General features: G+C 59.5%; 16 protein-coding genes. 7 read left to right on the top strand and 9 right to left on the bottom strand.

The features are described from left to right. Positions 1-549: 549 nt before the first annotated feature. Positions 550-3,027 (bottom strand): glycogen/starch/alpha-glucan phosphorylase, encoded by a 2,478-nt coding sequence (locus VGI36_12235; GenBank protein ID HEY2485913.1) that lies wholly within the window; start codon positions 3,025-3,027, stop codon positions 550-552. A gap of 636 nt (positions 3,028-3,663) precedes the next feature. On the opposite strand from VGI36_12235, the gene VGI36_12230 reads away from it, so the two are divergent. Both VGI36_12230 and VGI36_12225 read left to right on the top strand, forming a co-directional pair. Further along, positions 3,664-3,945, top strand: a complete 282-nt coding sequence (locus VGI36_12230; protein HEY2485912.1) for a YtcA family lipoprotein — start codon at positions 3,664-3,666, stop codon at positions 3,943-3,945. Positions 3,946-3,952: 7 nt separating this feature from the next. Next, positions 3,953-4,990 (top strand): biotin/lipoyl-binding protein, encoded by a 1,038-nt coding sequence (locus VGI36_12225; protein ID HEY2485911.1) that lies wholly within the window; start codon positions 3,953-3,955, stop codon positions 4,988-4,990. Here VGI36_12225 and VGI36_12220 read toward each other — a convergent pair. Beyond that, a complete protein-coding gene (locus VGI36_12220) occupies positions 4,971-6,503 on the bottom strand; it encodes a TolC family protein (protein HEY2485910.1) in 1,533 nt (510 codons plus the stop codon). The genes VGI36_12225 and VGI36_12220 overlap by 20 nt on opposite strands. 492 nt (positions 6,504-6,995) lie before the next feature. On the opposite strand from VGI36_12220, the gene VGI36_12215 reads away from it, so the two are divergent. The 3 genes from VGI36_12215 to VGI36_12205 all read left to right on the top strand — a co-directional run bounded on the left by VGI36_12215 (position 6,996) and on the right by VGI36_12205 (position 10,957). After that, entirely contained in the window at positions 6,996-9,104 is a 2,109-nt protein-coding gene (locus tag VGI36_12215) for a hypothetical protein (GenBank protein HEY2485909.1), read from the top strand. 338 nt (positions 9,105-9,442) lie between these two features. Continuing rightward, positions 9,443-10,603, top strand: coding sequence for an LLM class flavin-dependent oxidoreductase (locus VGI36_12210; GenBank protein ID HEY2485908.1), 1,161 nt, complete (start codon positions 9,443-9,445; stop codon positions 10,601-10,603). Positions 10,604-10,765: 162 nt separating this feature from the next. Then, positions 10,766-10,957 carry a hypothetical protein gene (locus VGI36_12205; GenBank protein ID HEY2485907.1) on the top strand — a complete coding sequence of 64 codons (192 nt, stop codon included), beginning with the start codon at positions 10,766-10,768 and terminating at the stop codon, positions 10,955-10,957. 368 nt (positions 10,958-11,325) lie between these two features. Here the strand turns inward: VGI36_12205 and VGI36_12200 are convergent, their stop codons facing one another. The 4 genes from VGI36_12200 to VGI36_12185 form a co-directional block, all read right to left on the bottom strand. Next, positions 11,326-12,081: a hypothetical protein gene (locus VGI36_12200; GenBank protein HEY2485906.1), complete on the bottom strand. Its 756-nt coding sequence runs from the start codon at positions 12,079-12,081 to the stop codon at positions 11,326-11,328. A 68-nt stretch (positions 12,082-12,149) separates the two neighbouring features. Further along, positions 12,150-13,040 carry a GNAT family N-acetyltransferase gene (locus VGI36_12195; protein HEY2485905.1) on the bottom strand — a complete coding sequence of 297 codons (891 nt, stop codon included), beginning with the start codon at positions 13,038-13,040 and terminating at the stop codon, positions 12,150-12,152. 195 nt (positions 13,041-13,235) lie between these two features. After that, a complete protein-coding gene (locus tag VGI36_12190; GenBank protein HEY2485904.1) occupies positions 13,236-14,288 on the bottom strand; it encodes a hypothetical protein in 1,053 nt (350 codons plus the stop codon). Positions 14,289-14,763: 475 nt separating this feature from the next. Beyond that, the gene (locus VGI36_12185) at positions 14,764-15,036 is read right to left on the bottom strand and encodes a hypothetical protein (GenBank protein HEY2485903.1); all 273 of its coding nucleotides are present in this window, start codon (positions 15,034-15,036) and stop codon (positions 14,764-14,766) included. Positions 15,037-15,514: 478 nt separating this feature from the next. On the opposite strand from VGI36_12185, the gene VGI36_12180 reads away from it, so the two are divergent. Next, the gene (locus tag VGI36_12180) at positions 15,515-16,303 is read left to right on the top strand and encodes an enoyl-CoA hydratase-related protein (protein HEY2485902.1); all 789 of its coding nucleotides are present in this window, start codon (positions 15,515-15,517) and stop codon (positions 16,301-16,303) included. A gap of 109 nt (positions 16,304-16,412) precedes the next feature. Beyond that, entirely contained in the window at positions 16,413-17,987 is a 1,575-nt protein-coding gene (locus VGI36_12175) for a sigma 54-interacting transcriptional regulator (protein ID HEY2485901.1), read from the top strand. 428 nt (positions 17,988-18,415) lie between these two features. On the opposite strand, the gene VGI36_12170 is transcribed toward VGI36_12175, so the two are convergent. The 3 genes from VGI36_12170 to VGI36_12160 all read right to left on the bottom strand — a co-directional run bounded on the left by VGI36_12170 (position 18,416) and on the right by VGI36_12160 (position 23,469). Continuing rightward, entirely contained in the window at positions 18,416-18,778 is a 363-nt protein-coding gene (locus tag VGI36_12170) for a hypothetical protein (GenBank protein HEY2485900.1), read from the bottom strand. A gap of 1,129 nt (positions 18,779-19,907) precedes the next feature. Further along, positions 19,908-21,923: a hypothetical protein gene (locus VGI36_12165; GenBank protein HEY2485899.1), complete on the bottom strand. Its 2,016-nt coding sequence runs from the start codon at positions 21,921-21,923 to the stop codon at positions 19,908-19,910. A 1,204-nt stretch (positions 21,924-23,127) separates the two neighbouring features. Continuing rightward, entirely contained in the window at positions 23,128-23,469 is a 342-nt protein-coding gene (locus tag VGI36_12160) for a hypothetical protein (protein ID HEY2485898.1), read from the bottom strand. Positions 23,470-24,535 lie beyond the last annotated feature (1,066 nt).

The raw sequence follows: 24,535 nt of genomic DNA, 5'->3' as shown, positions 1-24,535 counted from the left end.
AACTACGCGGGGTATGGAATCAAGGTAGGCGCCTTCCGTGGGGACTCGGGCCCTCGAGGGGTCACGGTCCAGTTTCACATTGTCGCTTAACGATTGCATTGTTCGATATCTAGCGTGCACTGCCTAAGGCTCGCATGTAAGGGCGCCTACCTTCTCAGCGCCGCTGGTGACGCTCTTGTGCATCAAAAGGTCTCGTGAGTGCAACAGTCATGTTGCGCCCCCGTTCCTCTCACAGGTTCGACCTGTCGCGAATTGCCAAGTGCGGGCATTTGCCTGAAGCGATTCCGGGTTGCGAAAATGCTTGAAATTCGCGAGGATCCGCACCCCCTGAAGCGCAGGGCCTCGGTCGCCGCTCGCATTACGCGAAGAGTGCGTGACATTTCACGCTCGATTTTGTTGACGACCAGCGCGGGCACAGGGTTTGCTTGTAGTCCGTCAGCGCTGCAAATCTCCTCCCCCGAGAACCAACAGCGCCTGTCCCCAAGCACGGCCGGGCTACTCGCCGCGAGGCCCCCCACCCGCGGTCCACACAGGTAGCCCGGCCTTTCTCTATACCGGTTCGGTTTCGGCAGACGCGGCCTCTGGTCGGTTGCTCAGTCGCCAAATCTCGCGGGCGTATTCCGCAACCGTGCGGTCGCTCGAGAAATGACCCATTCGGGAAACGTTCAGGATGGCCTTTCGCAGCCACGCATCTTGCTTTCGATATTCTAGAGAAACCTGCGCCTGCTTCTCTATGTATGATGCGAAGTCGGCAACCACGAAATATGGGTCATGAATCAGCAGCCGGTCGGGGATCGATCGAAACAGGCCCGGCTCCCTGGGGCAGAACCGGTCCGACGCAAGTGCATCGAAAACCCTCTGAAGACGCGTATCGCTCTCATAATATTTTCTGGGAGCGTAGCTGGCGGCGGAGCGCAAATCTTCAATACCTTCAGCGGTCAGACCGAAGATGAAGATATTTTCCGCGCCGACCGCCTCGCGAATCTCGATATTAGCGCCGTCCAGAGTTCCTACCGTGAGCGCCCCATTCATCGCAAATTTCATATTGCCGGTTCCGGAAGCTTCCATGCCGGCGGTGGAAATCTGTTCCGAAAGCTCGGCCGCTGGAATGATTTTCTCGGCCAGCGAAACCCGGTAGTCGGGCAGAAATGCGACTTTGAGCAAACCCCGCGTCCTTTCGTCCTTGTTGACGACCGTGGCGATACTGTTGATGAGCTTGACGATCATTTTGGCTGCCCAATAACCGGGGGGCGCCTTGCCGGCGAGCAAATAAGTACGCGGCACCAGCGGCTCGATGCCGTCTTCCACCAGGGCGAGATACTCGTGGACGATCCCCAGCGCCATGAGGAGCTGTCGCTTATACTCGTGGATGCGCTTGGCCTGAACATCGAACAAGGAGCTGGGATCCGGTTCCACGTCGGTAATCCGGCTGATGATGGTCGCGAGCCGTTCTTTGTTCTCGCGCTTGATGGCGGCGAACCGCGATCGGAATGCGGGATCGTCGGCGCAGGCTTCGATGCGGCGAATTTCTTCGAGATTGCGGATCCATCCGCTGCCGATGGTTTCATTCACCAATTCGGCGAGTCCCGGGTTGGCCATCAGCAGCCAGCGCCGCTGCGTGACGCCGTTTGTCTTGTTACTGAAGCGTTCGGGCCACAAACGATAGAAATCGGGCACCAATCGGGTCTTAACCAGTTCGGAATGAAGCTTGGAAACGCCGTTGATCGAATGGCTGCCCACGATGGCCAGGTGTGCCATGCGCACCTGCGGATCGAAGCCGTCTTCGATGATCGAGACACGCGAGGTAAGGTCGTCCTCGGTGGCAGTCGCAGCGACTTCCGCGATGAAGCGCCGGTTGATCTCGTAGATGATCTCGAGGTGTCGCGGAACCACGCGCTGCATCAGCCCGATTGGCCATCGTTCGAGGGCCTCCGGCATCAGGGTATGGTTGGTGTAAGCGATGGCGCCACGAGTCGCTTCCCACGCGATATCCCAGGGCACTTCGTATTGATCCATAAATAGCCGCATCAGCTCCGCCACCGCGAGCGTCGGATGGGTATCGTTGAGCTGAATGGCGACCTTGGACGGAAAATCGCGCACGTCTTCGCCGCGATCGAAGAAGTCGCGCACGATGTCGCGCACAGCGCAGGCAACGAAAAAGTACTCCTGCAACAGGCGCAGCTCCCGTCCCGCCTGGTCCGCATCGGAAGGGTAGAGTACGCGCGAAATCGTTTCCGAAACGATCTTCTGCTCGACCGCCTTTACGTAGTCGCCCGCGTTGAAGATTTGCATGTCGAATTCATCGGAGGCGCCGGCGGCAAACAACCGCACGAAATTCACCGCTGGGCTCTGGTACCCGGAGATCGGTAGATCGGAGGGAATGCCGACGATGCCGCGCCAATCGACCCACTGCGGCTTATATTCGCCGCGCCGGTCGAAGCGGCGTTCAATGCGGCCGTAGACCGGAATGATGCACGACTGCTCCGGACGAGCGAGCAGCCATGGCGACATCTCCCGGCGCCAGCTGTCGGGACGCTCCTGCTGGAAGCCATCACGAATTTCCTGGCGGAACAATCCGAACTCATAGTTGATCCCGTAGCCATACCCGGGGGTGTTGAGTGTCGCGAGCGAATCGAGAAGGCACGCCGCAAGGCGCCCCAGACCGCCGTTGCCAAGCCCGGCGTCGGGCTCCTCCTCGAAAAGCACCCGCAGATCGATTCCGTTCTCGGCCAAACACTCGCGGCAAGCGTCGATTATTCCCAAGTTGAACAGATTGTTCTCAAGCGAACGGCCGATCATGTATTCGACCGAGAGATAGAAAACCTTCTTGGCCCCAGCACGCTCGAAACGTGCGCGCGTCTCGAGCATTTGCTCCACCAGCATATCGCGCACCGCGAGCGCGGTTACGCGATACCAATCGTGGCGCGAGAGCTGAATTTGTCGTTTTGCGACGGTGAAACGAATGTGATGGTCGATCAGCCGAGTGAAAAGGGTGGCGTTATCTTCCGTGGAGCTGGAACTTCGCATATCAGGGCTTTCTGGAGCCGCGTTCTCCTCTTGGTTCATTTGTAGGTCTCTTGCCGCGCGCGCCTCGTGGGCCCCGCGTACCGTTTTCCCCATTCCGATCATTCCGCGCGCTCACAGTGCTTGCAAACGGAACGAGATGCACCTTACCCGACCGAATCGTGAGCACTGTGGTCTCGAGGCGGGCGATCTTTCTGTCGCGCAGCGTCTAGCGAGAGATCCACCCCGCGCATCGGCTCGGCAAGAACTGAAGCGGTGCAGGTCCACTCGGCGCGCACTCGCTGGCCTTCGGCATCGATCCGATTCATCGTCGCCACCATGACGGGCGGGCGGTCTGGGCCCTAGTGCTGTGCTGCCGGTTCTGATGATTGGACTCTTGCCGATGCGTTTCCTCTCGCTGTAGTTTGCCGCGACCTGATCGATACTCGTACTTATGCCGATCGTGGCCGGCACCCTGGTTGGAGCCTGGCTCTACTGAGAGTGACCTGCATCGGGAGTTTTTCGCGCGCGATGATTCCGGGGTGGTCGGCAGGGCACAGCGCGTAGGGGCGCGTTTCTGCAAACCGGGTGGCGCGGAAAGAACCGGGAGGGCCAAAACGCTGTGTCACAGAATCCCGGTTTGGTGTAAGAACTTGGACTGTGAGTCGACCGGTCGCGCTGCAATCATGCTTGATGGTAGCGACCATCCTGCTGTCGACGCTAGCGTTCACGGCATGCGACCCGATCATTTCTATCGCCGGGGCGAATTTCCCGAGTTGGTTGTTCTGCATGCTGGTCGGCGCGGTCCTAGCGGCACTGATGCGCCCGTTACTGTTGCTCTCCCGCCTGGAGCCTAACGTTGGTCCGCTAACGATTTTCTATCCCAGCCTGATCGCGATGCTTGCGATGATTGTCTGGGTGATCTTTTTCAATCGCACCTGAGTCGTCGATGGCCGCCGAGCGCTTCCAGACGCGGCCCGATATGGGCGCGCAAATCGCAGGGAGGGTGCTCGCCGCGGTCGTCTACCTGGTAACGATCGTCCTCGCCCTTTACGTCACCCGCGTTTACTTCCTGTTTCCGCAGACCGACGATGCTTTCGTGCGCGCAAACACGGTCGGGATCGCACCGCATGTGAGCGGACCCATCGTCGAGCTTCCCATTCGTGACAATCAGCATGTGAAGCGGGGTGACCTGCTGTTCATTGTCGACCCGCGGCCGTACCAGGCCGATCTGGATGCGGCCGAAGCCAACCTGGACCTGACCAATCTCCAGATCAGCGCCTTCGACAACTCGATAGCGGCAGCCAAAGCACGAGCGGTGGAACTGGATGCGGATCGCGCATACGACCAACAATACCTCGACCGGCTGACTCCCCTGCTGCCCGACAACTTCGTCACCGCCAACGACGTGTCCAACGCGCGCAGCAAGCTGGCAGCCGCCAAAGCCGCCGTGCAAAGGGCGCGCAGCGACGTCGCCCGCGCGACCAACGAGCAGGGCAAATACGGCGACATCAACGCGCGCCGAAAAGCAGCGCAAGCGGCAGTTTATCGAGCGAAACTCAACGTCGAGTATTCCCATGTCTATGCGCCGTTCGACGGATACGTGACGAACCTCAATATCGCGGTGGGTCAATACGCCAACGAAGGCAAACAGGTGGTGAGCGTGGTCGACGACAGAAATTGGTACGTGATGGCGAATTTTCGTGAAACCTTTCTTGCCAGAATTCGCCCCGGAATGACGGTCCAAGTGTTTCTGCTTGGCTATCCGAGGAGGCGATTTCGCGGGCGCGTACAGGGGGTCGGATGGGCGCTGTTCCAAGAGAATGGCGCCACGGTGGAGGGACTGCCGCGGACCGAACCGACACTCAACTGGGTGCGCCTGGCGCAGCGCTTTCCAGTACGCATCACGCTTGAGGATCAAGATCCACGCTATCCGTTTCGCATGGGCGAGACTGCGGTAGTAACCGTCACGGGCTGGCAGCACTAGCGGGCGCTGCCAGCGCGCTTGATCCGGTCGCGAAAGTAACGGCCGCCGCCGAAACAAGTACCTCGGCTTTGCTCTGAATGATCGCGTAACGCGCTGCTGCTAGCTCGCGCTCTGCCGAGAGCAAGTCAACAATCGTCGCGAGTCCGTGCCCATATGATTTGAAGTTGGAGTCGTAAGACGACTGGGACGCCGCCATCAGAGCCTCCGCGTAGTCGTACTTGCGCCGTGCTGTCAGGTAGGTGAAGTACGCGCGCCACACGTTGGCGGCCACCTCGAGTTCGGCGTTTCTGAGATCCGCGTGCGCGGCATCGCGATCGGCCTCCGCTTCCTTGATCGAGTTGATGCGCGAGAAACCCGTAAAGAGTTGCCATCTGAGGTCGATCCCGAAGGCATACTCTGGCGCTATCGCGGTAAAGGTCAGGGTCCGTGGCGCCGAGAGCCGATAGGTAAATGCCTGTGCGCCGTAGAAGCTTGAGAACCCAACCGTCGGATATAGCGATAGGCGGGCGAGAGCGACCTCCGCTTGCCGAGCACGCAGCGCGGAGACCTTAGCCGCCAGATCCGGTCGCTCTCGAAGTGCGTCGTTGATCAGCCGTTCGACGTCTCCGCCAAGCGACGGGGGCAGCGGCTGAGCTCGGAGGGGTTCGATCTCGGGCGCCTGGTCCGCGCGGACGCCGATGGCAAGGGCGAGGTCTGCCTGGGCCAGGCTCACGTCAAGCCGGGCGTTTTCGAGATCGTATTCGGCTTGCGCTTCGCGCTGTCGCGCCAGAAGTACTTCGGGCTGCGTCGCCAGGCCGGTTTGTTTCCGGCGGTCGGCGCTGGTCCGATCGGTAGTCGCGAGCTTGAGGGCCACCTCGGCCGCCATCACGCTTGCCCGGGCGGCATCGAGTCTGTAGTAGCCGCGTTCGACGTTGAAAACGACCTCCTGAACCTGGCGATTGAAGAGCAGGTTGGCCGCGATCAACTGGTCCATCGCCGAAGCCGCCTGCGCATCACGGCGTCCGAAGTCGATAAGGTCGTAGTCGAGTGACAACAGGTTGCGGCTCTGCCAGGTTTTCAAAATGCCCCAATGATTGGGCACCAGATCGACGAGGCGCTGATAGCCACCGATGCTGTGGAAGCTCAGGACCGGGTAGTAGGGTGCGCGGGCTTTGCCGGCAGCCGCGGCGGCAGCCTGGGCGGACTCCCATGCGCGCCTGGTCGATGGGTTCTTTGCGAGCGCGAAAACGATCAAGTCGCCAAGTCCGAGCGTGCGGTTCCGGTCCGACGCCGGTAAGTCGGACAGCGCCGCGACTTCGGGTGCGGAACCCACCAGCTTGCGCGCGGCGGGCGGCGGAGACCATTCGCGCTCGATCGTAGGTGGCGCCCACGCGCGGGGGTTCACCTCGGGCTTGTCCGCGAATTGGCTACACCCGATCAAGCCGCACAAGCACACGTACAGCGCGTGGTGGGTGAGGCGAGCTACAGTCCGTCGCGATTGCTGCGTCTGGTGGTCTTTCGCGTGAAAGTGCATAACGATTTCACCGGAGGAACGACGATTGGATTTCGTGCCCGAACGCGCTCTTAAAGCTCTTCGAAAACCCGTGCGAGGTCCAGTGTTCGGATCCTCTCGCGAAAATTGACGTTTGCCGGGAATTAGGCCCGGAGCCACTTGCGCTTTCCCGTTTTGTTGAGGTGGAAGGATTGCTGCTGCTCAATCTGAGGCTCCTCGGATTACTACGGACCGCATAGAAATGACGGCGCGAGCGCAGACGCCGCCCGGAGTCCCGGTGGTGCTATTGCGAACGGGGCTTTCGACCGCGCAGCTCAGCTCGCGACGGCTTCGCCGCCTCCTCCTTCAGCTCCCGCGCAAAATAGGAGCTGAGGAAGCACCTTGCGGTCTGCTGATCTCCTCTCCGGTGCCAGGCGCGACACTCGCCTCGGAAAAGAGATGGAACAGGCTCGGGCTGAAAATGCCTCTCTTCCCAGATTGTCAGAAACTCGGCGTACAGAGCCGAGCCGAGCGATGGCATCGCGCGAAATGACATCTGCAAGCTTCGAGCGTGCGCTGGCTTACGAAAGCCTGCCGTTTCGAGCCACGTTCAGGTCCTGGGCGGCGGAACTCGCGCCGTTTCCCAACCGATGGCGGCGTGCGGCCCGGGTGGCATTCGTGACCGCGATCGGCGCAGGAATCATGGCCACCCTGCAAATCGCGAGTCCGCTCGGACTCACGCTACTAGTCAGCCTCGCCGCACCCGAATTCGCATTCAACCTTGCGGCTGGTGTCGTGTTCCTGGTGATGGCAGCGATCATTCAGGTGTTGGCACTGTTCATAGTCGGGGCGTTGGCGGACAGCCCGGTATTGCTGATCTCCGCCTTCATTGTATTCAGCGCAATCTCCACCTACCTCATCTACGGAGTCCGAAGGCTCGGACGATTATGGCTCTGGATTCAGATTCCATCGATCACGGCTTTCTACATGGTCCTGTTCGACCGTCGCTCGCTCGGATGGGACAACGCGCAGATGTACGGAGGAGTCGCGATTGCGATCGCATTGCTGCTGCTGTTCAATAATCTGCTGTGGCCAGTGCCTGCGGAGATGGTCCTCGCCAACTCCCTGCGCAGCACGCTGGCCCGCTCGCGTCGGAGGCTCGCCTTGCTGGTCATGATCTTCCTGGGCGAGGCGACGCCAGACCACGATCGCACCGTTGCATCTAAACTCGCGTACCATCTGGCGTTGCTGCGACCGGCCACCCGCCAGGCAAACGAGGCGCGAAGCTCCGCGAACCTGCTGGCGACGGTAATGGTCGCCGAGAGAATTCACAATGAGATCGAGCGGCTGTGTGTAGTTGCTTGTAAACAGGTCGGCCGGAGTTATGAAGAAGCGCGTAAGCGCGACCTGCGGGAGATGGCGGACGCGCTTGACGGTGCCCTCAACGAGTACATTGTCCACATCAGCCACCCGACTCGTCCTGAACACACGCAACCAACGGTTTCACTCGATCTCTTTCGGGCTCACGCCAGGTTCCTGTCGGAGAGCGGCGCACTCGATGAGATGGCGGAGCATTTGCTCAAAATCGGCGACCTGCTGAGCACCGACGCCCGGGAATTACCGTCGGCCGGCGCGCGACGATACCCGCCGCCGAGACGACCCTTCCGACCGAACAAATTTCTCGTCCGTTTTTGCGTGCGCCACACCATCGCGATGACGCTTGCTTTCATGGCAGGACTCTACGACAACAGCGCGGCGCTCCATGCCGCGTTGTGGCTGCTGATGATCGGCGGCCCGCCGAGCCACGGTGCGACCGCGCGCAAATTCACGATGCGCGCGATCGGATGTTCGGGAGCCTTGATGTTCGCGGCGCTGGGTACCATCGCGCTGGCGCCGAATTTTACTTCGATTCCGCCGTACCTGGCGGCGATTTTCACAAGTGTTCTACTTATGACGTACCTCGGTGAGGGTGGCGGCCAGCTGTCTTATCTTGCTATCGGGGCCACCGCGTTTGTGATCGCATTCAGCGGGCCGGGGCCGCGGCCCGACATGGTGGACTCGATCTGGACGATCTGGGGAATCAGTCTCGGCATGCTTATTCGCGCGATCGTTTCCGCGGTTTCTATCGAGGCGCCAAATCGCACGCTGGCGGAACAAATTGAGCGGCCGCTGAATGGTCTGGCGGCGCTTGTGCCCGACAGCGGACCGGCGGAGGTGGCCGCAACCAACCTCGAGGTGATAACCGGAATCGAAGACATGCTCGAGGTTGCGGCGGACGCGCAGCTACAGGGGCTTTCGAGCGGCATTGACGCTAGCAACCTGGTGGATGCGCTCGACACGATGCGCCGGCTCGCATTCGCGATGGGCAACCTCGCGCATCAGCGGAGCGCGGCTACCGACTTCAGGGAATTCGATGCTGCGGCGCGGTCCAGAATTGAATCGTGGCGCGCGAGCATCAGGTCGCAACTCGAGGAACAGTTGGCAGAGGCTCCGCTGCGCAAGATGGTGTCGAGCACAGTCGGGCCTGACCTCACCGTGTTACTGCAGTCGCGACCAGCGGACGAATTGGCAGCTGACAGAGAGCACGTCGCAGGTCTGATTCATTTACTTGAGGGTCAACTTACGACCGTGCGACTTGAGTAAATAATTCGCCGTTTGAACAACTGTGGGTTCAATGCAGGCCGGTTTGCGAGGTTGTCGTCGGGTGCGCGATCGATCATTAACCGGCGGCGTTATTCGTACCGACCCGCAGCTGCTGTTCGAACCAGAGTTCGGAAGGTTACAGAATCAACTGACGGGTGCAACCAGATCGCGCAGCCTCAGGATTCTTTAGCGGTTCCGGCACACGACGACCTCTCGCCGCTGCGAGGACTATGCAAATTCCCCTAAAGCGTCGTACAGTCCAGTGACCCCACGCTGGGGTCTCACCAGATGGCGGGATTCGCTTCAGATTGGATAAGCGCGGTAACGGAGGAACTACGATGGACTTCGGAATTTTCTACGAGATCCAGGTCAACAGCCCGCTAAAACATCGTGAGCGCGAGTACCAGGCTTTCCATGACGTCATGAACCAGGTGGTGCGCGCGGAAGAAGTGGGCTTTAGCCATTTCTGGACGGTAGAACACCACTTCCAGGTCGGCTTCGCGCATTCTTCGGCACCCGAAGTACTGTACGGTGCCATCTCCCAGAGGACCAGCAAGATTCGGATCGGTCACGCAGTGGTGCTGCTACCTTTTCCTTACAATCACCCGGTGCGGATCGCCGAACGGGTCGCGACGCTTGACATCCTGAGCAACGGACGGGTGGAAGTTGGTACGGGAAGATCGATAACCCAGGTTGAACTGGGCGGCTTCGGCATCCCGTACAAGGAAACGCGCGCACGATGGGAGGAAGCGCTCGACATCATCACCACGATCTGGAAGAGCGAGGACGGCACCTTCTCATACAAGGGTAAGTACTTTGATATTCCGCAGCGTACCGTAGTGCCGATGCCCGTTCAGAAGCCGCATCCACCGATATGGGTAGCCTGCACCAGCGATGACACGCACGAGCTCGCCGGCAAGCTGGGGCTGGGCCTGTTGTCCTTCACTTTGTTGGTCTCGCCCGAGCGCTTGGGGCAGCGTGTCCGGACCTATCGCGACGCGATTAAGACCGCAAAACCGTACGGAGCCTTTGTGAACAATCGCGCGGGCGCTTTTTCCATGACCCATATCGCAGACAACGATAAACAGGCGCGCGAAGAGGCCGAGCGCGCATTCATGTCCTATGTCGGCACGACGCTGCGGGTGAACTCCACCGTGCTGGAAGCTAAGAAGACCGGGGCCGAGCCGCAAGACCCTGCGGCCGGTCAGCTACCGGAGCTGCCCAAACAGTACGAGGGTCTAGACCCTAGCAAGGTTACCATCGACTCCCTGATTGACCACGGCATGTGCATCTGCGGAAGCCCGGATACGGCTATCAGGCAGCTGGAACGGATTCAGAAGGAAGCGCAACTCGATCAGTTTCTGGCCATGATGCAGTTCTGGTCGATTCCGCACGCCAAGACGATGCATGCAATCGACCTGTTCGGCAAATATGTGATCCCGCACTTCCAGAAGAGCCAGCCTTCGCGAGTAGTGACGGAGGGCGCGAGCGCGAATTAGGAAAGGATTTACGAGCGGGACTCCCTTGTTTGAAGGACGCAGCCGGGACTGCGACGCATTAGCCAAGAGGTTTAGAGGCTAACCGAATCTTGCGGCCGCTCGAGTTCTTGCCTTGGCAGCCTCCTCTTCGCGGTTCTTAGGCGGAGCGGTTGTTTCGAGCGAATGCAGAAGATCGGCGGCGATGTGGGCGACGTTGTCGACGGCGCGTTGGAAGGCCTCCTCGTTGCTCTTGGAGGGCTTGTTAAAGCCGCTGATTTTTCTGACGAATTGGAGCGAAGCTGCTCGAACCTCTTCGCTGGTCACTGGCGGCTCGAAGTTGAAGAGCGTTTTGATATTCCGGCACATTTGCTCTGACCTCTGATCGATACTCCACCCTGCCGATCCAAGCTCGATTTTCGTCCAGCGTGTGGCTTCGCATGCTTTGAATCAGCCGTCTCCAAGCTATATCTCCATTCCCGAACCACTAGAAGCCGTCATACGACGTCGCTTGGGCCCAAGGTTTTTCCGTTGCCTGTGATCTAAAATCAGCTCCGTGAACAACGCGAGCTCGTCTTCTCGAACCGAGCACTGCTTTGGTTTCTGCGTGCACGCGACGCTCCTTTGACTTCAAAATCTCGAGCCAGGGATCCGGCGGCTGGCAAGCCTCCGCCCTATCCGGACCTGGTCTCTCGCTCCCAACGACGAAACCTTGGGCGGATGGCTTCCCGGCGGCAGGTAAAAGCTCAGGGGGCCAGGACCAGCTCTTCGCGGGCTGCGTAGCAATCGATTTCCAGCTCCAGGCCCTGGACCGGGGGCCGCGCGAAGTGCCATCGGATGCCGCGATAGCCGGCGCTGCCGAGAGCGGGAAGCAAATCGGTTGCGAAGAGAGGATGCAGATCGTGAACGGTGTAAAGGTTCACGGTGGTCGTATCGTTCCACACCAGTTTCATCTCGGCCAGGAGCTTGCCGAGAGTCTCGAGCACGCAGGTGGTCTTGCGGCGGAGGCCATCGAGGGAGACGTCGCCGGCGGCGACCACTTCCCTTCTTCCATCGCGTGAAGTCATCTCAGGCGCGCCTGCCAATACGAAGCCGGGACGCTCGCGGCCCTGCGCTGGCACCGTGTAATAGAATCCGTACAGAGAGGACTGGGCGATTGGAACCACAGCTGGCGCGACATTGGTGCGGGCGATGGGATTGAGACGATCGATCATTACATCCCACGCAGTAATGCGCTCGAGATAGTCGCGATTGAATTCCTCGAATCCGGCCGGGGTCAAAGCGCTGGGGATGCGGAGCTCGATACCGCACACGGCGTTGACCGGGCGGCCCGCCGCGGCCAGCTGGCGCTCGATGAGCTCAAAGCCTTTTGAGAGCTGGACCAGGGGCATGAAGCTGGCATGGACGATCTCGAATCCGGAGTCGGCCAACGCTCCCGCCGAAAACGGTACGCCGGCACCCCTTAGAAATTTGTAATTTCCCTTAGGATTGTCGAGTAGCATCTATTTGGTTCCTGGCGGAGTCTTCTCGCTCAGCGGCGGAGGTGCAGCAGACACACGCCGCTCCGCCGTCAGTGTAGCCCATGAAGGCGCTTGCTCATCAAGTACTGAATGTGTCCCTTTGGATGATCTTTCTCTTCGCCGAAGACACGATAGCCGAGCTTCTCGTACAGGGCCCGCGCCTGGAAGCTGAAGGTCCCAAGAAATGCTCCTGTGCATCCGCGTGCAATCGCCTCTGCTTCAGCCGCCGTAACCAGCTGCGTGGCTTGTCCTCTGCCGCGGAGTGAGCGGTCAACCCACACGTAGTCCAGATAGAGCCAGGAACCCCACAGGTTGCCGAGCGCTCCCCCGACGATTTCGCTCCGCTCGTCGCGGAGAAAAAAATTATGAGGCCACCAAGCCTGCTCGGGCAAACCCATTGCCGCGTAAGCGTGTGATGAAATCCCAAATCTGATTGCGCCCGCGGTTTCGCTCGAAACGTAGGGCTCCATCTGGATGACGGGATCATTGACGGGTGTGTCGGCGCCGTCATTCGGATCAAGCCGCGTGCTCAGGAAGTAGCGCACGTGCGGCGTGATCGGATGGTCCCTCAGCTCCGCATAAACCGTGTACCCAAGCTTCTCATAGAAGGGACGGGCCTCGTAGCTGCCTGTGCGTAAATGCGAGTGGGTACATGACTTCTCCAACGCATAATGATGAGCCTGCGCCATCAGCGCGGCGCCAAAGCCGCGACCGCGCAAACTGGGGTCCACCCAAAGGCTTCCCACCGACATCCAACCGCCCCAGATATCGCCGAGCAGACCGCCCAGGACCTCGCCGCGCGCTCCGCGCATCACGAAACCGACCGGATAGTAATCGGCAAGGCCGGTGCTCGCGACGTTATGTTGATCGACGCCGCGAACTACCGTCTCTCTCCAGGCAGCGCTCGGATAGGGTTCATAGATGATCGTCAGTTCACGCACGTAGCCACCCGTCGATAAGGATAGTCCTCCGCCCGCTCTCGTGGGTCCGCCGTCGTTTGCGGGTCCTGGCTATGATGGAGCGCACTATCCACAAGCCACGACCCGTCTCGCCAGAACTGAAAGAAACCCCTCCGCCGATTCGAGAGACAATGCCGAGACTCCTGGTTCGCGTCCCGGAACCATCCGGAGAGGATTTTACACCGCACGACCGTCGAGGCGGGTGCGCACGAGGTGCGCCCCTTCAACCATCGCTTTTAGTTTGCCGAAGGCAACGTCACGCGAAAGATACTTCATACCGCAGTCGGGCGCGACTGCGAGGCGCTCTGCAGGAACATGCTGCAACGCGGCCTCGATACGCGTTGCGACGACCTGCGGTGTCTCGATATTTCGATCCGCAAGATCAAGCACGCCCACGACCGTTACCTTGGTCGGAAGGTCGCGAAGCACTGCGAGGTCAAGCCGAGGCTGGGCGGCCTCGATCGAAACCTGGTTGACGACGCTGCCTTCCAGTTCAGTCAAGAATGAGTAACTCGATGGCTTACTCGGAACCACCGCCGCATAGCCGAAGCAGATGTGAATCGCGGTAGTGCCCGTAATGCCAGAGAGCGCCCTATTCAATGTTTTGACGCCGTACTGCTTCGCGCGCTGAGGGAAGCGCTGCATCCACGGCTCGTCGAGCTGGACGATGTCCGCCCCCGCGGCAAAAAGCTCCCGCACCTCCTCATTGACCGCAGCCGCAAGCTCCATCGCAAGCGCCTCGCGATCAGTGTGGTAGCTGGTTTCCGCCTGCTCCGACATTGTAAACGGGCCCGGCAGGGTAATCTTGATTTGCCGATCAGTATGCGCGCGCAAGAAAGTGACGTCTCGAACCTCCACGGCCGTGAGCCGGCGCACCGGACCGGAGAACAACGGGACCGGGATGGTTAGAGTCCGGCCCGCGTTGCTTAGAGTCAGCCTTCCTTCCTTCTTCGGATCGACTCCCGCCAATGCGTTGGAAAATCTGTTGGAATAGCTCTCGCGCCGAATCTCGCCGTCACTGATGATATCAACCCCTGCGCGTTCCATATCGCGGATGGCTACGATCGTGGCGTCGTCCTGCGCATGCTCGAGCCACCGCTCCGGAATGCGCCACAAATCGGGGACGCGGGTGCGTGGAACGAAGGTGCTTAACTTGTCGCGATCGATAAGCCAGTCCGGTTGCGGATAACTTCCGACCACCATCGTCGGCAGAAGCGCATTCGTTGTCATCACAGCACCTCCTGCCCTCTCATTGGGCCAGAGCGGAATCGTCGGGACCGGAATACCCAACCAGATTTATAAGTTCAGAACCTCCCGCTCCGATAACCCCAGATGCTGCGCCGGATCGAGATGCGGGTCCAGTAAAAGGTGAAGAGCCACGGAAGTTCGCCCGGACTTGCCGTTCGCTCATTACCGTTATATGCGGAAAGTCGCTGATCTGGATTGCGGTTCAAGCGCACGCAACTATGCAAAAATCCTCGAGCACGGCAGGTCTACGAACCAGGTCATCGGCTTGGAACTGTGACTATAACCTCTCTACCGCCCAGGAGAGGCGCAAGTCCGGGTGATCGTTGCGGTGAAGGGAAAACAGCTCGTTTTCGATCTCGGACGTGATTGAGGCTCTGATCCCATGAAACGGACGACCAGCAGAGGACCTCGATTACCTGCTCGTGCTCTTATAGGTCTGATTTCAGATACGCACGGATTAATTCGGCCCGAGGCGCTCGAGGCGTTGCGAGGTTCGGACCTTATCATTCATTGCGGTGACGTCGGTGACCCAGTCGTCCTGAAGGCGCTCCGGACTCTTGCGCCTGTCCGCGCAATTCGCGGCAATAATGACCGGGGCCCTTGGACGAAGCGCCTTCCTGCGCAAGACCTGGTCGAGGTTGGCGGCCAAACTATCCGGGTCCTTCACAACCTCGCAGAACTCGACTCCGATACCGAGGCTGCGGGCTTGACCGCCGTCGTGTTTGGTCATTCGCATAAGCCGCTGATTGAAAAGCGGGGCGGGGTTCTCTTTATTAATCCTGGCAGTGCCGGACCGCGGCGCTTCAAACTGCCGGTCACCATAGCGACGCTCGCCTTGCGGTCTGGCCGTCGTTGCGAGGCCAGGATCGTCCGACTCAGCGTCTAATTGATGCGTCCATCGGCGGAATCAATGGAACGAGGCTGAAAACCGTTAGGATGGGTACAGTTACTCGTGGAGCGCCTGGTACCGCCGCTCAGCAATACTTGCTGGTCGCTTCGCTCGCCGCCGCGCTGCTGCTCCGCACCCCGGGGTCTGGCAGGTTCTTACCAGGGACGATGTTCGCGTGCCGACGCAGCAAACGGCTCGCGCTTCGTCTTTTTCTCAGGTGAAGCCGGACGCCAAGCTCCAAATCGCTGACAGACTGTGGGGTCGTTTGGGGTATAGGTTGGATTGTTGTATTACGAATCAAATCTAGGGAGGACGGGTAATGCCGCTGATCTGCGAAAAGCGTGATAACCTCGCGATCCTGACGCTGAGTCGTCCGGAGGCGCGCAACGCGTGGTGTTCTGAATTCTTCGCGGGTTTTCGCGAGCGCCTCCCGGAACTGGAAGAAGATCGCGACGTACGTTGTGTCATTTTGACCGGCGACGACAAGGGCGGCGCATTCAGCGCTGGAGCCGATCTTAAGAATCCGCGCACCCATACAGAAAATTCCGTCGCTGATTTCCTGGAGGATCTTCCGAGGCGCCGTCGCTCGAGTCCTATCAGTATGCTTACGGACTTCGCGAAGCCGGTGGTAGCCGCCGTCAATGGATACGCGATCGGCATCGGATGCATTCTGACCCTCTGCTGCGATCTTATCGTCGCATCGGAACGCGCCGAGTGGCGGCTGCCCCAGGTAGCACTCGGAATCTTGCCGGCGCAAGGAGGCGCGATCCGCGCTGCGCGCTGGGTCGGTAAGGGTCACGCGATGCGCCTCACGATGGGTTTTCCCCTGCGCGCTGAGGAAGCTTATCGAATGGGTCTCGCACAGTGGCTGGTTCCTCATGACAAACTGATGGACCAGGCGACGACCGTCGCCGAGCACATTTGCTCGCTGTCGCCCCTGGCCGCCCGAGTCGCGAAGGAATCGATAAACTCTGGGTATGACATCCCACTGGCCGAAACTGCGTATGCGGATCTATACCGCTTCATGGCACTCCAACTCACTGACGATAAGACGGAAGGACATCGCGCCTGGCGCGAACACCGAAAACCGTTGTTCAAAGGCCGCTAATCAGCCCAAGGCATCCACAGTGGAACCTTTCCGGGAGGTCGGACCAAACCCCAAGCTTCCCGGTGAGCACCATCGACCCGGGGCCAAAGCGATGCCAGAATAACGCCGGATGGAGCCCGCCTCACGCGATCCGCGGACGCGAGTCCTCTACGATCTGGCGCGTGAATTTGCCGCACAGCTAGAGCTCGACCACCTTCTGCCGCTCATAATCAGCAAGTGCCGCGAGGTACTGGATGCGGAAGGCGTCGCGATACTGTTGCTGGACCGCGAAAGCAACGAACTTTATTTCCCCTATTACTCGCAGGCGGATCCCGAGGTCGCGGCCAAGCTGGCGGGCTTGCGCTTCGCGGCCGACCACGGAATCGTGGGCTCCGTGCTCAAGAGTGGACACGCGGAGCGGGTCGACCATCCGGCCAGCGATCCTCGTTGGTACACTGGCGTGGACCGCACGACCGGAGTCACTACCAGAGCGATCTTAGCTGCGCCGTTGATCGCGCGCGGTGAGACGGTCGGGGTGATCGAGGCGATCAATCATCGAGAGGGCCCTTTTCGGGATGAGGATTTGCGCCTGCTCGAATCTCTAGCCGAAGTGATTACGATTGCGCTCAACAACGCCGACCGCTTCGCGCAAATTCAAACCTCCGAGCAGGTGCTGCGTAGGCAGGTGGGAGCGCTCCGGAGCGACCTGATCAAACTCGATCTCGAGCGCGAAATCATCGGCACTAGTCCCGCGGTAGCGCAGGTATTGAGCCTGATCGGCAGTGCAGCGGCATCATCGATTCCGGTGCTGATCGAGGGAGAAACCGGGACCGGCAAGGAACTGGTCGCGCGCGCCATCCACCGCGCGAGTGATCGTGCGAGTGGGCCGTTCATCGCCGTGAACTGTGCTGCGTTTACGGAGACCTTGCTGGAGAGTGAGCTGTTCGGTCATCGGCGCGGCGCTTTCACCGGCGCGGCCAGTGACGAGCCGGGCGTGTTCAGGGCGGCCAACAGCGGGGTGATCCTGCTCGATGAGGTCGGCGAGATGCCGCTTCCGATGCAGACCAAGCTGCTACGCGTCCTGCAGGAGCGTGAGATAACACCCGTCGGTGAGTCGCGACCCCAGAAAGTGGATGTGCGAGTTCTTTCTGCGACTAACCGCGATCTGAGTGCCGCGGTGACGGCCAAGACGTTCCGGGAGGATCTGTACTATCGGCTCGCGGTGTTCCCGATTCGGTTGCCGCCGCTGCGTGATCGTCGCGAGGATATTCCATTGCTCGCGAGCCGCTTTCTGGCGAAGAGCTCGCAGGGCAGTGGCAAGCGTATCGGCGGAATCGACGCGGACGCCCTCGATGCATTAATCCGTTTCAACTGGCCCGGCAACGTGCGCCAGCTGCAAAACGAAATCGAGCGTGCGGTCGCGCTCGCCGCCAACGGCCAGAGCATTGGCAAAGCGCAACTGTGGGCTGCACTGGGCGGGAGCGCTGAGAAGCCCTCCCTGCCCGACTCGGCTGGAGCTTTGCCCTCGATGGACGACCTTGCCACTCAGTCGCAGCCGCTCGCCAAGGCCCGCGCGGACTTCGAAGCGCGCTACATCGCCAGCGTGCTCGCCCGAACCGGAGGCAAGGTGACGCAAGCGGCCCGTCTGCTTGGCATCTCTCGCGTCGCTCTCCACAAGAGAATCAAGCAGCAGTCGGCGGGTTAGGCGGTTCTACGCCGTTCAGCTAACGATTTCCGCTCAGGGAGGTGAGCCCGCGTCGGCGGTGCCGTGAAACTGCCACGAGCGCCGGTAGACCAGCGTCGACGCTAGCCAGAGAAAGCCCCACCCAGTGTCAGCCCATCTTGCGGTCGTTCTCAGCGAACAATTTGTGGGAAAACCCAATTCCCCGCCAAGCAGCTCGGTTCGCGCAGTACACTGTGCTGATGAGTTCGCTGGCCTTTTCCGCCCGCTGATGTAACCGAAGTTGGGTCTCGCGCAGCGCGCAGACAGCAAAAGAGAGTCAGGCGGTCGGGTGCTGGTTTGCCTCGCTGGAAAGTGACCTCGGGCCATAAAGCCGATCTTACCGTGGTGAATTTTCTGCGCTTCCGTGCGCGAAATTGGAAACATCCCGCAGCGGCGCAACCCCCCTGCTTTCACATCGTCCCACCGCTTCCGCCCGGGTCGCTGCGCCAGCTAAGCCCGCCGTCACGCGTGGTAAATTGTCTTCCGTCACTGGCGAAGACCGTAGCGGAAAGCTCGTCGCTGGCCGCGACCCTGACCAAGTCGACATCAGTGGGCGACGCGATCGCCTGCCATTGCTCGCCGTCCGTGGTGCGCAAGACCGTGCCGCCCCGCCCGACCACCCAGCAGATCTCCGCAGATGGCGCGGCGCCGGCAAACAAGTCGTTCGTGGTGCCGCTGTTAAGGGGCCGCCAGTGAATGCCGTCGGTCGACCGAGCGATGACTCCCCCGGGCGTCAACCTCCAGAAAGTCAGATTTCCCGCCGACGCGATCATGACCGGCTTGTTGAGCTCGGTGTTGTGAATCGCCTTCGACGAGGGCCGCGGTTGCGAATAGACCGGCGTCGAAGCTTCTCCAGCCGCGGGTGGGAGAGTAACAACCGAGGTTGGAAGTGAGGGAGCCGACGAGGCATGGGTCGTCGCCGGGTGGTCGGGCGCTGCCGTGGGCTGGCGAAGGTGAGAGGCATCGCGACTACCCGCGGGTTGAGTGACCGGGTTCTGGCCTTTTGGATTTCGAATCTCAGCAGATGCATGGAGGCTGGCTGAATCGCCCTTTTGCGGCGGTGAGGACAAATGACCTTCCGAGCGCGTTTTCTTCAGTAGTGGATCGTCGGAGGCGATGCAAAGCGATCTCTCCGCAACCGCTTGAGCGGCCGCCGCTTGGAGCGCGCGTTGTACTTGCGAATTGTCGTTTTGTTTGCGCCATGCGGTTATCTCCCTCCGAGTGTCCTGTTCGAAGGAAGCTCGTAGATCGGTGAGCGCTTTCCGGCATTGGTCCGACGAGTCGAAAGTGCCAAGATTTCGCCACTGAGAGAGTGGTGTCTTCGGTGGCAAGACCCCCGGTTTTGCCGGATCTCCGATTGGCGAAATCAGATGCCAACCTACCAGCGCGATCGCAGAACGAAGGCGGAGTTTCATCGTCGAATTACTCCTCCGAGCGTAATCTTCGCACCCAGGGACGGAGAAACATCCGCATAGTCGCCTCTCCGTCGTCGACCTTCTAGAAATCTATGCGCCTACTCGGCTATCTGCCAGTCGAAGGCGTAGTGAATGTGTACTGCCGGCCCGAGATGGCTTCGGGAGGCGGGTCCAGGATGGCTCGAATGTGCACGTTCTTTTCGAAGAACGAGAGTCAGGCACGAACTTGCAAGGTTTTCGCAGCAATTGAGCGTGGAAACCGATGCGCCTGTTCAAATGGGGGCGATCTGAGAGAAGGCCACTGCTACGTGTGGACTGAAAACACGATGTTGCGCTTTGGTGGCTAGGAGTTCGGCGGGAAGGGGTGGGCTATCCGGAAGGCCCTCGCGGAGAGGGCGCAGGTTTTTGGGCGGGCCGCACTAGCAGCGTGGGTTTTTAGCGGACCTACGAACTCACCGTTGACCTGCGGTACGCCAGGTCACGGTCGCTACGGTGGCGGATTGATGGCGGTATCGAATTCCACCTTGTCGCCTTCGGACGTGCCATTGGGGAGGGGTTGGAAGTAAAAATCGGATGTCACTTGCTCTGAATAGGTTCGCGCTACAGGAACGCAGCCATTGCCGTAGATCGCATCACCGCGATAGCAGCGGTAGATTTCGTCGGTGGGACCGAGATAGACCTGTCCGCCAGTCCCGACTCCTGCCGGAGTACACAGCGGCTGATACGAGAACGTGTTGACCGTTGAAGCCGTGATCGAAAATGATCCGTTGTAGCATTGATCGCTAGCGTCTGAGACACCATAAATGTACGGAGTGCTGGTACCGCTGCCCTGTTGGTTGGCAGGGACAATCCAATTGGCCGGAATATTGCCGGAGGACAGGGTGCAGGTAGCAATTCCGGTCGGGGCAGTGCCCGAATAGCTACACCCCGACAGACTCACAGCTGGATATTGGGATACATTGTTGGAGGCGAAACCTGAATAAAAGAAGTCAGTAACGGTACCACCATTGAGGGGGGAACCCCAGGGCCAAAAGCTATGGAGGGTTTGAGCGCTGAGCTGGTTGACCGCCTCGAAGTTCGTCACATCATCAGTTCCGTCAAGGCCAATCGAATGGATTTCCCACTGGTCACCGTCCGAAACCTTGCCGCCCACCCCGGCGCTCGCAATCACCCCCACATTCCAGGAGAAACTCGTACTAGTAAGCGCCGTAATGGCCCAGCGTCCGTTATACCTTGGCTCCGAGTTGCCCTCGACGATCACGGTCGTTCCTAGCGGCCACGCGGGAAGAAGACCGCCCGAGGTTGTGCAGCTCGCCGTGTTTGATACCGCCGCGCAACCACTCAAGGCGTAACTGGTGCCACCGTCCGTATGGTTGTATACGAGAAAGCCACCACCCGGCGCGTTCGAAATATAAGGGCTCCACGTCTCATGACCCCCACCATCGAACCAGGGTGCGTTCAAATCCTGAGCAATAAACGCATACTGAGTTGGAGTTGCGGTCGAATCGTCTATGATCTGCATCGCGGCTGTCTGGCCAGTCGGGCAACTCGGGGACCCCGAACCTCGAAAGCCGGCGGCCTGAACCAGACATCGATTTCCTATGTAACGGCTGTTCTGGACCTCCCCGGTTGAATAGCAGTAGCCTGTCGGGTAATTCGCCGTTATATCAAAGGTATGAAGGCTGCCGGGCGAAACGGTAGTACTATTATTGAGTCCCACAGATGACCAATAGTAGTGGCTCGAGAAATATCCATTTGATCGCGTGACTATACCGATTCGAGTTCCATCTTCACTCAGGCTGGGGCCACTCGGCTCATCGGTGGAGATAAGGTTCGCGCCGGTGGGATTCGAGAGCGTGAATTGATATAGTGGGGTGACTACCATCGCACTACCAGCTCCGCAGGCAGGGTCGTTGATACCCGTGAGACCGCTCGCGCACGGGTGAATCGCGTAGATACTGTGAGGACTCAGATGGTTAATCCCCGGCCACGGTCCGCTAACTCCAGTTGTGTAAAACACGTTGGGATCGGTACGAGACCAATTCGCACGCCAGTTAAATGAAGGTGTGTCGGCGGACGCTCCCGCTGCGACATAGAGCGGTTTTAGAAAGCAGCCATTTCCATCGAACAACGCCACTATCCACGGTTTCATGGTGCCGTTGGTTGACGGAGGACTCTGAATTCCAAGCATCAAGGTGCCATTGGCATTGAAGGAGTTGCGCCAGTAGTAGAAATTGTGATCGCTCGCTCCACCGGGAACGGTACGAATCATCTCCTGGTAGACGCCACCCCACTGCGGGTCGGTAAACAACACATCATTGTATGGCGGTGTGTAGCCGAAAGCGTTCTGGCCAGCATTCGAGCACGGACCCGGTGGCGCGTTGTTGTTCGCAAAAAAAATGTTCTCGATAATCTGCGTGCCCTGAGCGAGAGCAGATTCATGCGGGACAGCCGTAGTGGCAAGTGCGAGCAGAGCCCCTGTCAAGCAAAGGATCTTTTTCACGGTCACCCCTTTTACACTCTCTTCAGAGTGACACTCGCGAAACTATCACGTAAAGAGTCAGTTGGAGGCTACGCCAGCCTGTCGATACGCTCGAGTAACCAGCCAGTCGCGATCAGTTTGAAGCGAATCGCCGAGTCAGCGTGAACGAGCCGACTCTCTGAGGTGATCAGGTCGCAAGCACGACCTTTTCGAGAGGTCCGGATTTGGTGCAGCAGGCAGTTATCGCGAAGGCATGGGAAGAGTCCGTGCCATCGAGCGCCAAAGAGAATCAAGGTCGAAAGCTAATTGAGGAGAGCCAGCACGGTCCGTCCGCACTGGCTCTTCGAGGTGGGCCCTAGCGAAATAGAGATCTAAAAACGGCCGCGACTACCTTTAGGGCGTGGCCCGGAGGTTGGGTCCGTAGATGAGGCCCGTAGGCGCCTTGAGGGTGGTAGCGGCACGATAAGGAAGGTCCCTGGATTTACCGCGCCGCTTCCTTTGAGTTGCCTGGCCCTAAAAATCGCGATGCTGTTGTTGGCATCGTTGGAGACGGCCAGATTTCCCAAACTGTCCATACTGACTCCTGTAGGTCGGCGATGTGACACCAGTCCTGGTCGTGGTTGGAGTGAACCGAGTTGCGGGCGTCGGTGTGCCGCTCGCCGTCAGGGAGCTGGCCGCGAACTTCACCACCGAGGGTCCGCCGTTAAGAATAATGCCCTCGTTCGAAAACCACAGATCACCGGCCGTGTCGAAGACCGGGCCCCACGGCCCGTCGATGCTGGCGAAGGTGGCGTTGCTGTTGGAGCTGAGCGTCACGTCCGCAAAGACCAGCGTGGGGCTCGGCACTGTACCCCCGAGGTCGGAATGTGGGCGCTGTTAACCAGGAGCCTTTTCTTGAACCGAACTGTGATGATTTGAACAACCGGGCCCTCGAGTAGGGCCAGTTGACGCTCAGGCAAAAACATCACCGTGCATACCGGTGTTCTCCTCGAAAAAAAACCAAGCGCTAAGCGAGCATGCTCCGTTGATCAGTTAAGGACGTAATCTGCCCAGTATCATCGAACTGAATTTCGCAACTGTATCGGCCAACCTGTCCTCGCGGCCAGCGCAACAGGCAGAGTATCTTCGGCTGCGATAGGGGTGCAGTCGGCGCAGTCAAGATTCGCGAATCACTATGGGCGCCCGGGCTTGCCGGAGTCATCGGTTGGAGAGCAAGGCGAATTTGCTATCGAATTGATCCTTCTTGCGTCTCTAGTACATTCTCAAAAGTCTGCGCCTCGACGCGTTTCATGGTCTCGAACTTCCCCGAGACGGACTGGCGTTGGTTTACGCGTAATCTGGGATGTCCCCATACGAATACCTTCATGCATACGTCGTCACATAGGTCGAACGTCGTATAGTCTTTACCTTGTCGAGTGGTTTGCGCGAAGACGTGCCGCACTGTCCCTGACGCGGTCAGGCGCTTGCCGTCGTAAGACTGGGGATGCTGGAGGATCTGAGCCGGGTCGAATGCCTGCGCGAACACGCCCGGATTACTGGTCAATAGGAACAAGAACATTAGACTCACGAACGTGATTAAGCTCGATTTAACCCAGATTCCCATAGGCAGATCTGTCACACGAAATGTGTTTGGAATACAGCCCTTGGCGCTGCGTGCGGCTTTTTTCGCGATCCTAATACTGGTTGATTGATTCGAAAGAAATCTGGAGCTGTCGGCGAGAGTTCGCTTAGGAGTCAAAGTGGCACGGGTCGTTTGCGGCCTACAGGCGTTTGTGCCAGCCTGATGAGGGTTCAATTGAGGTGACTGCCCAGGCGTCTGGCGGTGAAACGAACACCCAACGTCTCCCGCTCGAGGAGCAGGCTCACGCCTTTTACTTCTCGGGATTTTGGCTACACTAATACGCTGAGGACTAAAAACGGGTAGAGGGGATTCAAATGAAGCGTCGCGTGCTCAACGGCTTCGCTGTGCTGATGCTTTCCGCGGGAGTCGCTTTTTTCCAGGGGCGCGCTAGCGCGGGCAACCTCCCCGGTCACTCGGTCAAGGTTATACCGCGGGTCTCGAACACGATACCCTCTTCGTCGCGACCAGCTTCAAACAATACTCGTTACGAGAGTCCGCCCACTGGTTACGAGAGTCGCAGCACTGACGCGGCGCGCGTGCAAAACCATACGCGCGAAACGCGCAACGAGACGCGTGACCAATCGAGAATGACAACGCGACAGCGAACGGAAAGCGCTTCGGCCACAGGTGATCGAGGCAACGATGCCGTCTGTAGGAGCGGCAATCCGAAACTCATCGGAGTACGTTGCTCGGCGAATTCACAGTGCAATTGGGGGGCGCGCTGTGTTGGACAGCCAGCGAGGTGCGCGAATACGGGCTCTCCCTGCCTCAGCAATGCACAATGTATGGTGCCAGGCGTCTGTTCATCCGGTGGCTCAAGTAGCGTTTCGAATCGCCGTGGAGGTACGCCTACGCGTTCGGTCCCAGTTTCGCACGACCGTGTGGCGAGCCGAATTCCCACTACAGCTACCGGGGGACGGGGTGTCACCGTCCCTTCTCGCTGATGACTGCACTGTTACGTATTTGATTGTCGGATCCTTGGGTTGCCTCGTTTCACAGGGCGACCGCGTGA

It is taken from the genome of Candidatus Binataceae bacterium, assembly GCA_036495685.1.
In the GTDB taxonomy this organism is placed as follows: domain Bacteria; phylum Desulfobacterota; class Binatia; order Binatales; family Binataceae; genus JAFAHS01.
The sequence above is the reverse complement of the archived record's forward strand: the minus strand, read 5'-3'. Positions and strand labels throughout refer to the sequence as shown.